Source organism: Algibacter sp. L3A6, from assembly GCF_009796825.1.
GTDB lineage: Bacteria > Bacteroidota > Bacteroidia > Flavobacteriales > Flavobacteriaceae > Algibacter.
This window is the reverse complement of the sequence record NZ_CP047030.1, coordinates 865048-878618: the sequence shown is the minus strand read 5'-3', so window position 1 is coordinate 878618 and position 13571 is coordinate 865048. Positions and strand designations below refer to the sequence as shown.

The following is a 13571-nucleotide window of genomic DNA, read 5'->3' as shown; positions in this document are numbered from 1 at the left end:
GTTATCCTAAATTGTAGGAAAATTTATTGTTAATAATTTTAAAATCAAGTCAAACATACTCACTTTTTCCATCATCTGCAAAAATAATGGATGTATTACATGTTTATTAACATATTTAACTTGTTTCAAAGTACGGACACCTTTTTATCGAATTCATTTAAAAATGAAAAAGCGTATTGGTTTTAAATGTTTTTCAATACCGCTTATTGCTTTCACAGAAAAAGAAATATAAGTACTTTTGCAATATAATATTCAAAAACTATTCCAAAGTATGCAAATTCCATCAAAATATGATGCAAGTCAGGTAGAAAGTAAGTGGTACGACTACTGGATGAAAAATAATTATTTTCATTCTACACCAGATCACAGAGAACCTTACACCATTGTAATTCCGCCACCAAACGTTACTGGCGTATTGCACATGGGGCATATGTTAAACAATACTATTCAAGATGTTTTAATACGTCGTGCTCGTTTATTGGGTAAAAATGCGTGTTGGGTTCCTGGAACCGATCATGCATCTATTGCTACAGAAGCCAAAGTTGTTGCTAAATTAAAGGAGCAAGGTATTGATAAAAACGATTTAACAAGAGAAGAGTTTTTAGAACACGCTTGGGAATGGACACATGAATATGGCGGAGTAATTTTAGAGCAGTTAAAAAAATTGGGTTGTTCTTGCGATTGGGATAGAACAAAATTTACTATGGACGATGATATGTCGGAAGCCGTAATAAAAGTTTTTATTGATTTACATGAAAAAGGACTTATCTATCGTGGTTACCGCATGGTAAACTGGGATCCTGAGGCTAAAACAACTTTATCAGATGAAGAGGTTATTCATGAAGAGCGCCAAGGAAATTTATACTATATCAATTATAAAATAGAAGGTAGTGACGATGTTTTAACCATTGCAACTACAAGACCGGAAACTATTTTTGGAGATTCAGCAATTTGTATTAATCCTAACGATGAGCGTTTTGTTCACTTACGTGGAAAAAAAGCTATCGTTCCAATTAGCGGAAGAGTCATTCCTATTATTGAAGATGATTATGTTGATCTAGAATTTGGTACAGGTTGTTTAAAAGTAACTCCTGCACACGATGAAAATGATAAGGTTTTAGGAGATAAGCATAACTTAGAAGTTATTGATATCTTTAATGAAGATGCTTCTTTAAATAGTTTTGGTTTACAATTTGAAGGTCAAGATCGTTTTGTAGCAAGAAAATCAGTTTCAAAAGAATTGGAAGCTTTAGGTGTTTTAGTAAAAACGGAAACGCACATTAATAAGGTTGGAACTTCTGAAAGAACAAAAGCCGTAATAGAACCACGTTTAAGCGATCAATGGTTTCTTAAAATGGAAGAATTAGTAAAACCTGCCATTGAAGCTGTTTTAGGTGAAAATGCTGAGGTGAAACTATTTCCAAAGAAATTTGAAAATACATACCGCCACTGGATGGAAAATATTCGCGATTGGAATATTTCTCGTCAGTTGCTTTGGGGACAACAAATTCCAGCCTATTTCTATGGTGATGGAAAAGAAGATTTTGTAGTTGCAGAAAATATAGAATCTGCACTAGAAAAAGCCCAAAAAGTAACAGGTAATGCTATTTTAACAACAGCAGATTTACGTCAAGATACCGATGCGTTGGATACTTGGTTTTCATCTTGGTTATGGCCAATGTCTGTTTTCGATGGTATTAGAAATCCAGAAAACGAAGAAATAAAATATTATTACCCAACCAACGATTTGGTTACTGGTCCAGATATTTTATTCTTTTGGGTAGCTAGAATGATTATTGCTGGTTACGAATATAAAGATGAAAAACCATTTAATAACGTATACTTAACCGGCTTAGTTCGGGATAAGCAACGCCGAAAAATGAGTAAAAGTTTAGGGAACTCTCCTGATGCTTTAAAACTTATTGAGCAATACAGTGCCGATGGAGTTCGTGTTGGACTTTTATTGAGTTCAGCAGCCGGAAACGATTTAATGTTTGATGAAACACTTTGCCAACAAGGTAAAGGTTTTGGAAATAAAATTTGGAATGCTTTTAACTTAACTAACCTTTGGGAGGTGAGTGATAGTATTGAGCAACCAAATTCTAGTAAAATTGCATTAGAATGGTACGAAGCTAAATTTCATGCAGCTTTAGTAGAAATTGAAGATCACTTTAGTAAATACCGTTTAAGCGATGCTTTAATGGCTATTTATAAATTAATTTACGATGATTTCTGCGGATGGTTGTTAGAGATTGTAAAACCAGCATACCAACAACCTATTGATGTGGTTACTTATAATAAGGTAATGGCCGCTTTCGAAGATAATTTAAAAATATTACACCCATTTATGCCTTTCTTAACGGAAGATATCTGGCAGTATATTTCTGAAAGAATTCCAGAAGAAGCCTTAATTGTTGCAAAATGGCCGGAAGCTAAACCTATTAATAAGGAGTTGATTGCTCAGTTTGAATTTGCTTCGGAAGTTATTTCTGGAATTCGTACTATTAGAAAAGAAAAAAATATAGCTTTTAAAGATGCTATTGGTTTTTCTGTAATTAATAATGAAAATTCAGATATTACATTTGATGAGGTTATTGCAAAGCTTGGTAATTTAGAGACTTTAGAGTATGTAAAAGAACCAGTGGAAGGCGCATTAACGTTTAGAGTAAAATCTAACGAGTATTTCATTCCAATGGATGGTGCTATTGATGTTGAAGCTGAAATCAAAAAACTTACTGAAGAGTTAAGCTATACTGAAGGTTTTCTTAAATCTGTGCAGAAAAAGCTTTCTAACGAACGTTTTGTAGCCGGTGCTCCAGAACAAGTTGTTGCTTCCGAGAAGAAAAAAGAAGCCGATGCTTTAGCTAAAATTGAAACTTTAAAAGCGAGTTTAGCAAGTTTGGTTTAAACGAACTAAAACTATAAATTATAAAAAAAGGATATTTTGAATTAATCAAAATATCCTTTTTTGGTTTATAAAATAAAGAGTTTAAGGGTCTGTTTTGGAAAACGTAATAACTTATATTAGTTGTTAAGGCTTAAAATGTATTCGAGAAGTGTTGTTTAAGAATTTTAAAAGGAAAAGAAACCCATTTTAGCTGTATTAGCTAATGAGTTTATTATTGAAGCGTTCTTCAATTTATTACTAAATGAAGTTGCTTCAGTTTAAAATGTTTAATTAGGATGTTTTTCGAAGAAAAACGAAGTATTAATAATACTACTCGCGATACAAAAAGTAATTATCTACAAGTTCAATATAAGTTTCCATAGCTTCACTTTCGCTAATATTCTTAACCTGGAATAAAGCATTTGTTTTAAAAGCGTTGATAATAGGCTTCTTACTTTTCGGGCGACTATAGTCGTTTGTAGCTTTTTTGTAGTAGGCGTATAGCTTTAAAAGCGTATCCGCAGGAAATGGCTCTGTATGCGCATTTACCCGGTTTACGGCATCTTCAAACTGTATTTCTAATTCTTTACTAATCATTAACCTCTGCAATAATACTTTCGCCCCCGCGAACTTTTTGATTAAGTTCTACTTTGATTTTCGTGTCTAAAGGTAAGAATAAATCAACTCTTGAACCAAATTTAATAAAACCAGAGTCAGCACCTTGCGTTGCTATATCGTCTACTTTTGCGTAGTTCACAATACGTTTTGCTAATGCTCCAGCAATTTGTCTGTATAGTACTTTACCGTAAGTTTCGTTTTCAACAACGACTGTTGTACGTTCGTTTTCTTCACTAGCTTTAGGGTGCCATGCTACTAAAAATTTACCAGGATGATATTTACTGAAAATAACGTTTCCAGCAATAGGATAACGCGTAACATGCACATTTATTGGAGACATAAACACACTAACTTGTAAACGTTTTTCTTTAAAGAATTCTTTTTCAAAAACTTCTTCAATAACTACAACTTTACCATCTACAGGAGATACTACAGTTTTATTGTTTGCAGCTGTTAAGCGTTTTGGGTTTCTAAAAAATTGTAGAATTATAATTAGAAAAGCCAATACAGTTAGCATTAGCAAAATTCTAAGCCATGATATGTTTATAAAACTATCAATTAATAAAAACATGGCCACGACTAAAACAAGCGTGATAACTATAATTTTATTTCCTTCTTTATGAAACATAGTGCAAAATTCTTAAAAACAAATATATAAATGGTGCTGCAAATATAATACTATCTAATCGATCTAATAGACCTCCATGGCCAGGCATTATAGTTCCGCTGTCTTTTACTTGGGCTTGGCGCTTAAATTTAGATTCTATTAAATCGCCTAAAGTGCCTGTTACGCTTACTATTATGCTTAAAATAAGCCAGTATGTAGAGTTTAATGTATTTGTACAACTAGCGATAAAAAAACTTGCTATACACGCAAAAAATAGACCGCCTAAAAAGCCTTCTACGGTTTTTTTAGGTGAAATTTTTTCAAAAAGCTTCTGTTTTCCAAAGTTTTTACCAACTAAATAAGCAAAGGTATCGTTTACCCAAACTAGAATTAAAGAGCCTAATAAAATATTTGGATTGTAGATTTTAAAGTAATGGGCAATTAGAAATAAGAATGAAAAACCACTTGTAATGTAGAATGTGGTAAGTAAATAACGCTTAGAACTAAAAAGCGGAATTGTTTTTCTTGAAAATAAATCTCTAATTAAAAATAGTAGAACAAAAATAGTAAGTACAATAAATATTCTAATAAATTCATTAGCCGCTATATGTTCAACTTTAAAATGTTTTACATAAGCTATTAAGCCGTAAATTAAAATGAATATGAAATAAGGAATTTTGCTTTTAAACTGAATCAATTTCAAGAATTCATTCATGCTAATTAAGCCGAAAACAAATAAAAGTACCGTTATAGATTGCTCAAACCATAAGCATGTAATAAGTAATACAACGTAAAGCAGACCTGAGAGTGATCGGGTAATGGTTTCTTTCATGTGCTTTTAATTATGGTTTTTTATAAAGACACATGTAATATACATAACAGTTCTCTTTTGTGCAATTAAGATTTTGATCATAAACAATTAAGCTTATAGATCTTCTAAAAGTAAAAGGTATAGGTTTTTTGCGCTACTACCATAACTTAAAAAATCTTTATCATCTTGCGCTTTAAACTGCTTGATTGTAGTAATGTTAGTTGGTATTTTTTGGCGGTTTTTAGATTTAATACCTCTTAAACCTTCACCAATGTTTTCTACCATTTGGCTTGTTGTACCAAAAACTACAAAGTTTAAAGGTAGTTCGTTAAGTTTTTTCTCAAATATTTGGTTAGATGATATAAGTAGCGAACCATCGTTAGCAATAAGGTTTTCACAAGTTGTTAAAAAATATGTGGCGTCACTTATTACTCGAGTCGACTGTAAATCGGAATTTTTAAACTTATCTTTTAAGTTTGCATCTAAAAGCAATACATTTTTTGAGTCCCAAGCGTTTTCTTGTATTATATTTTCAAGGTTTTGAAAAACTTCAGATAAATTTTCACAATACAGAAATTTACCGCCATTAGCTTTAAAGTTTATAGTAAACCTTTCGTCTATTGGTAGCTTAACTTCCGGCATATATCTGCCGCGGTCTGTGGATTTTAGTTCATCGTCTGATTTGTCAGCTTTTAAACCAAAAATTTTTCTGAAAAGACTCATTTAGCTGGGTGCAATTAACTGTTTTTTTTGAGAGATTCCTCAAATATAAAAAATCTTAAATTAACCGTACGATTAATTTAAGATTTTTACAAAAAGCTTAACAAAATTTTAATTCTGTTATTCTTAGTTACTCTTTTTCTTCAGTTTTATCAATTATAGCTGGACTCTTTTTAAAAGGAGAGATTCCTAAAAGCTCTTCTAAATCGTCTTTGAATATTACTTCTCTTTCAATTAATCTCTGAGCTAATTTGTCTAATAAATCTTTCTTTGAAGATAATAATTCGACCGCTCTTTGATATTGAACTTCAATAATGTCTTTGATCTCATTATCAATAAGTTCAGCTGTTTTTTCAGAGTATGGTTTTACAAAGCCACTCTCTCCAGCAGGATCATAATATGTAATATTTCCAACCTTTTCGTTAAGGCCATAAATCATTACCATAGCTTTTGCTTTTTTAGTAACGCTTTCTAAATCGCCTAAAGCACCAGTAGAAATTTCGTTAAAAATAATTTTTTCAGCAGCTCGTCCACCCATTGTAACACAAATTTCATCAAGAAATTTATTTGTTCTGGTAATGTATGCTTCTTGTGGTAAGTACCATGCAGCACCTAAAGATCTACCACGAGGTACAATAGTTACTTTTACCAACGGGTCGGCATGCTCTAAGAACCAACTTACAACAGCATGTCCTGCTTCGTGATAAGCAATGGTGCGTTTTTCTTCAACAGAGAACAAGTTGCTTCTACGTTCTAAACCACCAATAATTCTATCTACAGCGTCTAAGAAATCTTGTTTTTCAACAGCTTTTTTATTTGTTCTTGCGGCAATTAAAGCAGCTTCATTACATAAATTAGCAATATCTGCACCAGAGAAACCTGGAGTTTGCTTCGATAAGAATTCTATATCTAAACCTGGAGCTTTTTTAAGAGGCCTAAGGTGAACTTCAAAAATAGCTTTACGTTCGTTTAAGTTAGGTAGATCAACAAAAATTTGTCTATCAAAACGACCTGCACGCATTAAAGCTTTATCTAAAATATCGGCTCTGTTGGTTGCAGCAATTACAATAACGTTTGTGTTGGTACCAAAACCATCCATTTCCGTTAGTAATTGGTTTAATGTGTTTTCACGTTCATCATTACTTCCAGACATGGCATTTTTACCTCTGGCACGACCAATGGCATCAATTTCATCTATAAAAATAATAGAAGGCGATTTTTCTTTTGCTTGTTTAAATAAATCTCTAACACGAGATGCACCTACACCAACAAACATTTCAACAAAATCAGAACCTGATAATGAGAAAAATGGCACTTTAGCTTCACCTGCAACGGCTTTTGCTAATAATGTTTTACCTGTTCCTGGAGGGCCAACTAATAAAGCGCCTTTTGGTATTTTACCACCTAAGGTTGTATATTTTTCAGGAAATTTAAGGAAGTCTACAATTTCTTGTACCTCTTCTTTAGCACCTTCTAAACCAGCAACATCTTTAAAAGTTGTTTTAACTTCTGTGTTCTCGTCAAAAAGTTTTGCTTTAGATTTTCCTATGTTGAAAATTTGTCCGCCTGCTCCGCCACCGGCACCACCAGACATTCTACGCATAATAAATACCCAAACTCCAATTAGTAAAATAAAAGGTAAAATACCCATTAATAAATTACTCCAATCGTTGGTTTCGGTATCAAACTTTACAACAGGCTTTGTAGCTAAGTTTTCGGTAGTTGTATTTAATTCGTTTTCAAAATTCTGTAAATCTCCAAATTCAAATTTATAATTAGGCAATTTTGTTGCCGAAGGAATAAATGTTTCTGGTTTAGAGTTTTTATGAATCTCTTTTTCTTGAGCGTCTTTTGTTAAGTAAACTTTAGCAACACGCGTGTTTTTTATAATATCAACACGTGCTACATCACCATCTTTTAAGTATTTAAAAAAATCGGATGGCGTAGTAATATTGCCTTCTTGGTAGCTGGCTCCACTAAATAGTTGAAACCCTAAAAATAGAGCGATTATAATTCCGTAAATCCAATACGGACTGAATTTAGGCTTATTTTCCTTTGCGTTTTTCTTGTCTTTTGCCATGTCTCTTTTTAGTAACTCGTTTCTATAGCTGTAATTTTTGCATCGCCCCAAAGACTTTCAATATCATAGTACTCTCTAATTTGTTTTTGAAAAACATGTACTACAACATTAACATAATCCATTAAGACCCACTCGGCATTGTCTAAGCCTTCGGTGTGCCATGGATGATCTTTAAGTTCTTTGCTTACTTTTTTCTGAACAGAATTTACTATAGCGCTTACTTGTGTATTGGAAGTCCCTTCGCAAACTATAAAGTAGTCACAAACCGTATTTTCAATCTCTCGTAAATCTAGTATATTTATTTCTTTTCCTTTAACGTCTTCAATTCCACTTAGTATTACAGATATTAATTGGTCTGAGTTTATATTTTGTTTCGCCATTAATTTTATTTAATTTGTGCAAAGTTATTATTTTTTTAGTTCTTTATGGTTTAAAATAATCATAAGATTTTATACTAGTGCAATAACTTCTGTATGCGAATAATCAAACTTGATGCCATCAATTCCACAAATAGCTATTTACGCGAGCTTATTAGCAAGGGTAATGTGGAAGATTTTACTGTTGTTTCAACCAAAAACCAAACCAAAGGTCGTGGGCAAATGGGAACAATTTGGGAATCGAAAACAGCAAAAAACCTTACGTTTAGTGTGTTTAAAGACGTTTCTGGTTTAGAAACCGATCAGGCTTTTTATATAAGTGTGGTTACTGCTTTGGCTATTATTAAAACCTTAAAGGAGCTTGGTATTCCTAAATTAAGTGTGAAATGGCCGAACGACATTTTGTCAGAAAATAAAAAGATTTGTGGAGTTTTAATAGAAAATGTCATAAAACAAAGTCAGTTAAAAGCCTCCATTATAGGGATTGGGTTAAATGTAAACCAAACAGAATTCGAGAATTTAACAAAAGCATCGTCGTTAAAATCAATATCGGGTAGAGTTTTTGTTTTGGATGAAGTGTTGGTTGCTCTAGTTTTAAATTTAGAATATTACTTCGGAATTTTAGAAACAGGAGACTTCAAAGTCCTGAAAAAAGAATATGAAGCCAATTTGTTTCGAAAAAATAAACCTTCAACATTTAAAGATGCTGAAGGTTCTATGTTTTCTGGTTTTATAAAAGGAACTTCTCCTGAAGGCAAATTAGTGGTATTGCTAGAAGATGAAATTATAAAAACCTTTGATTTAAAAGAAATTTCACTGTTGTATTAAATAGCTTTTGGCATATTTGTAGCAAGAGTTTCAATAAATTTTGTGATTGGGCCTTTAATCATCATGGCCATCATTGGGTTAAAATCACCAGCAAATTCTAATTGTACTTCGCTGTTACCATCTGCAGTTTCAACAATATTTCCAATTAAAGAAAAATCGAGTTTTCCGCCTGCGGCACCTAAAACAATTTTATTTGGAGGGATAACCTCTTTCTTTTTTAAAACAATTTCTGGCATGCCTTTTAAAGCAAAAAGAAATTTGTCGTCGTCCAAAACTTCGAACTTGCTAATGTTTTCAGGCATTAAAGATTTAAAGTTTTTTATATCTTCTAAAAAGTTGAAAACTTCTTGAGGCGATTTAGTAACGTTAACTTTTGGGGATTCTAAATTCATTGTATTATGTTTTTTTTTCGTTAGACTATAAAATAGCTTCTAAAAAGCTATCATATTTTACAGTACACGTATTTTATATCAAATAGCGTTCCATTCACTAGGATTGGAATTCCATTCCGATAAGGTTTTTAATTCCTTTTCAGAAATGTAATTAGTGTCTAGCGCTTGCTCAAGTAAATTCTCGTAATTACTTAATGTATTTAATGTAACGCCTTCTTCTGCAAAGTTTTTTGTAGCGACATCAAATCCGTAAGTAAAAATAGCAACCATGCCTTTTACATTTACTTTAGCTTCTTTTAAAGCTTTTACAGCGTTTAAACTGCTTTTTCCTGTGCTTATTAAATCTTCGACCACAACAACACTTTGTCCGCCTTCAATAAAACCTTCAATTTGGTTTTTACGGCCGTGCCCTTTTGCATCTGGTCTAACATAAATAAACGGAAGCCCTAAGTATTCGGCAACTAGCATACCTATACCAATCGCTCCTGTAGCTACTCCTGCAATAGCATCTGGTTTTCCGTATTGGTTTTCAATATGTTTAGCCATGGTTTCGCGCACGTAATTACGTATCGCTGGATACGATAAAATAATACGATTGTCGCAATAAATTGGTGATTTCCAGCCAGAAGCCCAAGTAAAAGGTTCTTTTGGACTTAATTTTATTGCATGAACTTGCAATAAAACTTCGGCAGTTTTTTTAGCGGTGTCTTTGTTGAATATCATGCCGTAAAATTACGTATAAATTTGCTTTTATTCTGAAGTTGTAAATGGAATAAAAATATTTTTTTTCAACAATAAGCAGATTGTGAGTAAAAATGATATTTTTACCATATCATTAAATCAAATCTAACCATGCACAAGATTTTTGTAAACAATAAACCAATAACTTTAACAACCAACACCGAGAAGGGCGAAGGTTACAAAACTTATAAACTAAAACGAGTAGGTTTGTATCGCGCCATACGGAAGTTGAACAGAACCAATTTACAAGAAGTAAGGCTTACACATAAAAATGAAAGTAAGCTGCTTTCTAAGTTTTTAAAGAAGTTACCCAATGTAATTGCTGGTGGTGGAAAGGTGTATAATGATGAAGGAAAAGTGCTGTTTATTTTTAGAAATGATAAATGGGATTTACCTAAAGGAAAGGCGGAAGGCAACGAAACCATTGAGGAAACGGCAATTCGTGAAGTTGAAGAAGAGACCAAAGTAGAAGGTTTAGAAATTGTGAGACCGCTGGAAACCACGTATCATATTTTTAAAAGAAATGGTCGATACAAAATAAAAATCACGTATTGGTTTGAAATGAAAACTAGCTTTACGGGCGAACTTAAACCTCAAAAAAAGGAAGGTATTACCAAGGTAAAATGGTTAGGTAAAAAGAAAATAGCTAAGGCGTTAGAGAATTCTTATGCCAATATAAAATTATTGTTTTAGGTTGAAATTTGAATACTTGAGATATAAAAAAAAGCATAAGATATTTAATCTTATGCTTTTTTTATGACCTAGAAGAGGTTTTATGTAAACTGTTTTTATCTTTTTTACTTCGAAATCTCACTGTAATCAATAGAATCTCCAACAGAAAGTTCCCAAATATCGACTAAGCTAGCGTTAACTTCTAAAACGTATTTTGCTGGCGCATTAGACGGTAAAGAAGTTTCATCAAATGGCTTTGCATTCTTCTGAAAACTTACAATAGTTTTATTCTCATTAATATAAATAAGGTCTAATGCTATTTTTGTATTCTTCATGTAGAAATAACGCTCGGTGACATCATCAAAAACAAAGAGCATACCTTGGTTTGTTTTCATGGAGTTTCGATACATCAATCCGGTTTGGATATCAAAATCGGTGTCAGCTATTTCAATATCTAAAACTACTTTAGAATCATTCGCTTTGGTAATAGTTAGCTCGCCTTCTTTAGTGAAAAGCACTTCGGTTTGAGTGATTACCTTAGCTTTATCTTTACAATTAGAAAGGGATAATACGGTAAAACCTATAACTAAAATGAAGCCAAATTGTTTTAAAGTCATTTTATTTTATTGCATTTTTAGGTTTGTACATAAACATAAAATAAAGGCCTAAAAGTACAAACGGAACACTTAAACATTGTCCTGTGTTTAATGCCCAAGTAGAACGCTCATCAACTTGTGCTTCTTTCACAAATTCCACAAAGAATCTTACCGTCCAAAGTAAAACTAAAAATAAGCCGAATAAAAAGCCGGTTTGGTCTCTTTTTTCTGTTTTTACGTAGAAATATAAAAGAATTAAAAATACAAAAATGTAGCAAAACGACTCATATAATTGCGCTGGGTGTCTGTAAGGTACGGCTTCTAATAAGCTACTGAATGTTGGGTTATCAGTAACAGCACTGTAAGCGGCTTGGACATCGTTTATGCCTGTACGTTGCATAATTTCGTTTTTGTAATATTCATCTTGAATAAAACGAACACCAAAACTAGAATCGGTAACTTTACCTATAATTTCAGAGTTTATAAAGTTTCCAATACGAATAAAAATAGCTCCCGAAGCCACTGGTATTACAATACGGTCTAAAATCCATAAAATAGATTTGTAATTATATTTTCGTCTATATAAGTACATACCAATAATAATTCCGATAGCTGCACCATGACTCGCTAAACCTTGAAAACCTGTAAACTCAAAGCCACCTTTAAATTTAACAGGAAGAAAGATGCTTAAAAAATCTTGAGATATTAATTCCGATTGATAAAAAATAACATGTCCTAAACGTGCGCCAATCATGGTAGAAAGTACGGTGTAAATAAATAGAGGGTCTAAATATTCTAACGATATTTTTTCTTTAGTAAAAATACGTTTCATAATATACCAACCAATAACAAAGGCGGTAACCCACATAAGGCTGTAAAAATGGATTTTAAAATTCCCAATAATATCGATTCCTGTTACGGGATTCCAATCAAATTTTAATAGTTGCATAGGTTTTGTTTTTCAGTGCGAAATTAAGGGTTTCAGACTGGTTTTATGTTATGTTTTATTTAAAAATAAGAATTCAGAGTTGTACTTGCTCTAAGCTTCTTTGTAATTCTATGTTGCGTTAAAACTTCAATAAATATTAGAGATGTATTCAAGTTTTGTATTCTTTATTTTAAAAGCTCTAAAACTTCAACTTCAAATATAATATTCGTTTTTCCTGGTATACCTCGGTTTCCCGATTCACCGTAAGCTAAGTGATAAGGAATAAACAGGGTTGCTTTGTCTCCAACACTTAGTTGTTGTAAACCTTCTTTAAAACCCGCAATCATTTTGGCATCTGGACCAATTTCGGCAGTAATAGGTTGGTAAGCGTTATGGGCTTTTTTACGTTCGTTTACAGCATCTAAAGCTTCGGCTATTTCTAGTTTACTTGTGTCTAATAGGCTTCCGTCTTCAAAATAAACAGCGTAATGCGTTGTTAATTCTGCAGTTTCAGGTAGCTTTTCTCCTGTTCCTTTTTCGGTAATTAGATATTTTAAGCCTGAAGGAAGTGCGATTGCTTTTTCTTTTTGAGCTTTAAATTTATCTTGAGTTGCTTTTAGAATAGCAGCGGCTTTTTCTTCTTTTTCTTTTGCTATACGTTCTGCTTCAGCAAAATGATTCACGAAAATGTTTGGTGCGTCAAATTTCTTGGCAGCTCTACCTTTTCTGATAATGTTTAATTCTTCAATAATAACATCTTCAATAGGTCTGTCGTTTCTGTCTACTTCTACATTGGAAATACTATCTTGAACATCTAAGCCAATAACTAATTCACCAAAAATACTATGCCTGTTGTCTAAATTAGGTTTAGGAACTTCGGTAATAAAAAACTGAGATCCGTTGGTGTTTGCTCCAGAGTTAGCCATGGATAGAATACCTGGTTTGTCATGTTTTAAATCTGGAGAAAATTCATCCATAAATTTGTAACCTGCATCACCTGAACCTGTGCCTGTAGGATCACCACCTTGTATCATAAATTTATCTATAACTCTATGGAAAATAATGCCGTTATAGAATTTTTTCTTTTTGAATTTTTTATCCACCATGGTGTTTTCTCCTTCAGCTAAGGAAACGAAGTTGGCAACCGTTATAGGTGTTGTTTCATAATTTAATTTAGCCACCATAACGCCTTTGTTTGTAATAAATTCGGCATATATACCATCTTCTAAATCTGGATATTGCGCTTTGCAGGATGTTAGGTTAAGTACTAATGTAAAGAGAACGAGTTTTACAGCGTTTTTTAATAAATGCATA

Annotated in this window: 14 protein-coding genes; 3 read left to right on the top strand and 11 right to left on the bottom strand. The window is 32.6% G+C overall.

Annotated elements, in window-relative coordinates:
* Nucleotides 1-271 precede the first annotated feature (271 nt).
* On the top strand, nt 272-2908 hold the full coding sequence (locus tag GQR98_RS03635; RefSeq protein ID WP_159018325.1) for a valine--tRNA ligase: 2637 nt from the start codon (nt 272-274) through the stop codon (nt 2906-2908).
* Between the two features lie 309 nt (nt 2909-3217).
* On the opposite strand, the gene GQR98_RS03630 is transcribed toward GQR98_RS03635, so the two are convergent.
* From GQR98_RS03630 to rsfS, 6 genes are all read right to left on the bottom strand, one after another.
* Nucleotides 3218-3484, bottom strand: coding sequence for an acyl-CoA-binding protein (locus GQR98_RS03630; RefSeq protein WP_042499786.1), 267 nt, complete (start codon nt 3482-3484; stop codon nt 3218-3220).
* Complete coding sequence (locus GQR98_RS03625; protein ID WP_042499785.1) at nt 3477-4133, bottom strand: phosphatidylserine decarboxylase family protein; 657 nt, start codon at nt 4131-4133, stop codon at nt 3477-3479. The genes GQR98_RS03630 and GQR98_RS03625 overlap by 8 nt, the downstream gene beginning before the upstream one ends.
* Complete coding sequence (locus GQR98_RS03620; RefSeq protein ID WP_159018324.1) at nt 4123-4944, bottom strand: phosphatidate cytidylyltransferase; 822 nt, start codon at nt 4942-4944, stop codon at nt 4123-4125. The genes GQR98_RS03625 and GQR98_RS03620 overlap by 11 nt, the downstream gene beginning before the upstream one ends.
* 93 nt (nt 4945-5037) lie before the next feature.
* Nucleotides 5038-5646 carry an LUD domain-containing protein gene (locus GQR98_RS03615; protein WP_159018323.1) on the bottom strand — a complete coding sequence of 203 codons (609 nt, stop codon included), beginning with the start codon at nt 5644-5646 and terminating at the stop codon, nt 5038-5040.
* A 127-nt stretch (nt 5647-5773) separates the two neighbouring features.
* Entirely contained in the window at nt 5774-7723 is a 1950-nt protein-coding gene (gene ftsH, locus GQR98_RS03610; RefSeq protein ID WP_159018322.1) for an ATP-dependent zinc metalloprotease FtsH, read from the bottom strand.
* An 8-nt stretch (nt 7724-7731) separates the two neighbouring features.
* A complete protein-coding gene (rsfS, locus tag GQR98_RS03605) occupies nt 7732-8103 on the bottom strand; it encodes a ribosome silencing factor (protein WP_042505726.1) in 372 nt (123 codons plus the stop codon).
* Between the two features lie 93 nt (nt 8104-8196).
* Between rsfS and GQR98_RS03600 the strand changes: the two genes are divergently transcribed.
* Complete coding sequence (locus GQR98_RS03600; protein ID WP_159018321.1) at nt 8197-8928, top strand: biotin--[acetyl-CoA-carboxylase] ligase; 732 nt, start codon at nt 8197-8199, stop codon at nt 8926-8928.
* Here the strand turns inward: GQR98_RS03600 and GQR98_RS03595 are convergent.
* Both GQR98_RS03595 and pyrE read right to left on the bottom strand, forming a co-directional pair.
* Complete coding sequence (locus GQR98_RS03595; protein ID WP_042505730.1) at nt 8925-9320, bottom strand: SRPBCC domain-containing protein; 396 nt, start codon at nt 9318-9320, stop codon at nt 8925-8927. The genes GQR98_RS03600 and GQR98_RS03595 overlap by 4 nt on opposite strands.
* 78 nt (nt 9321-9398) lie before the next feature.
* Nucleotides 9399-10043, bottom strand: a complete 645-nt coding sequence (pyrE, locus tag GQR98_RS03590) for an orotate phosphoribosyltransferase (RefSeq protein ID WP_042505731.1) — start codon at nt 10041-10043, stop codon at nt 9399-9401.
* Nucleotides 10044-10172: 129 nt separating this feature from the next.
* Here pyrE and GQR98_RS03585 point away from each other — a divergent pair, with 129 nt between their 5' ends.
* A complete protein-coding gene (locus GQR98_RS03585) occupies nt 10173-10754 on the top strand; it encodes an NUDIX hydrolase (RefSeq protein ID WP_159018320.1) in 582 nt (193 codons plus the stop codon).
* Between the two features lie 104 nt (nt 10755-10858).
* Here GQR98_RS03585 and GQR98_RS03580 read toward each other — a convergent pair whose 3' ends face one another.
* From GQR98_RS03580 to GQR98_RS03570, 3 genes are all read right to left on the bottom strand, one after another.
* Nucleotides 10859-11350, bottom strand: coding sequence for a DUF192 domain-containing protein (locus GQR98_RS03580; RefSeq protein ID WP_159018319.1), 492 nt, complete (start codon nt 11348-11350; stop codon nt 10859-10861).
* A gap of 1 nt (nt 11351) precedes the next feature.
* Nucleotides 11352-12278: a prolipoprotein diacylglyceryl transferase gene (lgt, locus tag GQR98_RS03575; protein WP_159018318.1), complete on the bottom strand. Its 927-nt coding sequence runs from the start codon at nt 12276-12278 to the stop codon at nt 11352-11354.
* Between the two features lie 164 nt (nt 12279-12442).
* Nucleotides 12443-13570, bottom strand: a complete 1128-nt coding sequence (locus GQR98_RS03570) for a peptidylprolyl isomerase (protein WP_159018317.1) — start codon at nt 13568-13570, stop codon at nt 12443-12445.
* Nucleotide 13571 lies beyond the last annotated feature (1 nt).

Excerpts from the sequence above, each read along its gene's own strand:
- GQR98_RS03635 (WP_159018325.1), top strand. The coding sequence starts at position 272 with ATGCAAATTCCATCAAAATATGATGCAAGTCAGGTAGAAAGTAAGTGG.
- GQR98_RS03600 (WP_159018321.1), top strand. The coding sequence starts at position 8,197 with ATGCGAATAATCAAACTTGATGCCATCAATTCCACAAATAGCTATTTA.
- GQR98_RS03580 (WP_159018319.1), bottom strand. The coding sequence starts at position 11,350 with ATGACTTTAAAACAATTTGGCTTCATTTTAGTTATAGGTTTTACCGTA.
- GQR98_RS03630 (WP_042499786.1), bottom strand. The coding sequence starts at position 3,484 with ATGATTAGTAAAGAATTAGAAATACAGTTTGAAGATGCCGTAAACCGG.
- GQR98_RS03595 (WP_042505730.1), bottom strand. The coding sequence starts at position 9,320 with ATGAATTTAGAATCCCCAAAAGTTAACGTTACTAAATCGCCTCAAGAA.
- ftsH (WP_159018322.1), bottom strand. The coding sequence starts at position 7,723 with ATGGCAAAAGACAAGAAAAACGCAAAGGAAAATAAGCCTAAATTCAGT.
- GQR98_RS03620 (WP_159018324.1), bottom strand. The coding sequence starts at position 4,944 with ATGAAAGAAACCATTACCCGATCACTCTCAGGTCTGCTTTACGTTGTA.
- GQR98_RS03625 (WP_042499785.1), bottom strand. The coding sequence starts at position 4,133 with ATGTTTCATAAAGAAGGAAATAAAATTATAGTTATCACGCTTGTTTTA.
- GQR98_RS03585 (WP_159018320.1), top strand. The coding sequence starts at position 10,173 with ATGCACAAGATTTTTGTAAACAATAAACCAATAACTTTAACAACCAAC.
- lgt (WP_159018318.1), bottom strand. The coding sequence starts at position 12,278 with ATGCAACTATTAAAATTTGATTGGAATCCCGTAACAGGAATCGATATT.
- pyrE (WP_042505731.1), bottom strand. The coding sequence starts at position 10,043 with ATGATATTCAACAAAGACACCGCTAAAAAAACTGCCGAAGTTTTATTG.
- rsfS (WP_042505726.1), bottom strand. The coding sequence starts at position 8,103 with ATGGCGAAACAAAATATAAACTCAGACCAATTAATATCTGTAATACTA.
- GQR98_RS03570 (WP_159018317.1), bottom strand. The coding sequence starts at position 13,570 with ATGCATTTATTAAAAAACGCTGTAAAACTCGTTCTCTTTACATTAGTA.
- GQR98_RS03615 (WP_159018323.1), bottom strand. The coding sequence starts at position 5,646 with ATGAGTCTTTTCAGAAAAATTTTTGGTTTAAAAGCTGACAAATCAGAC.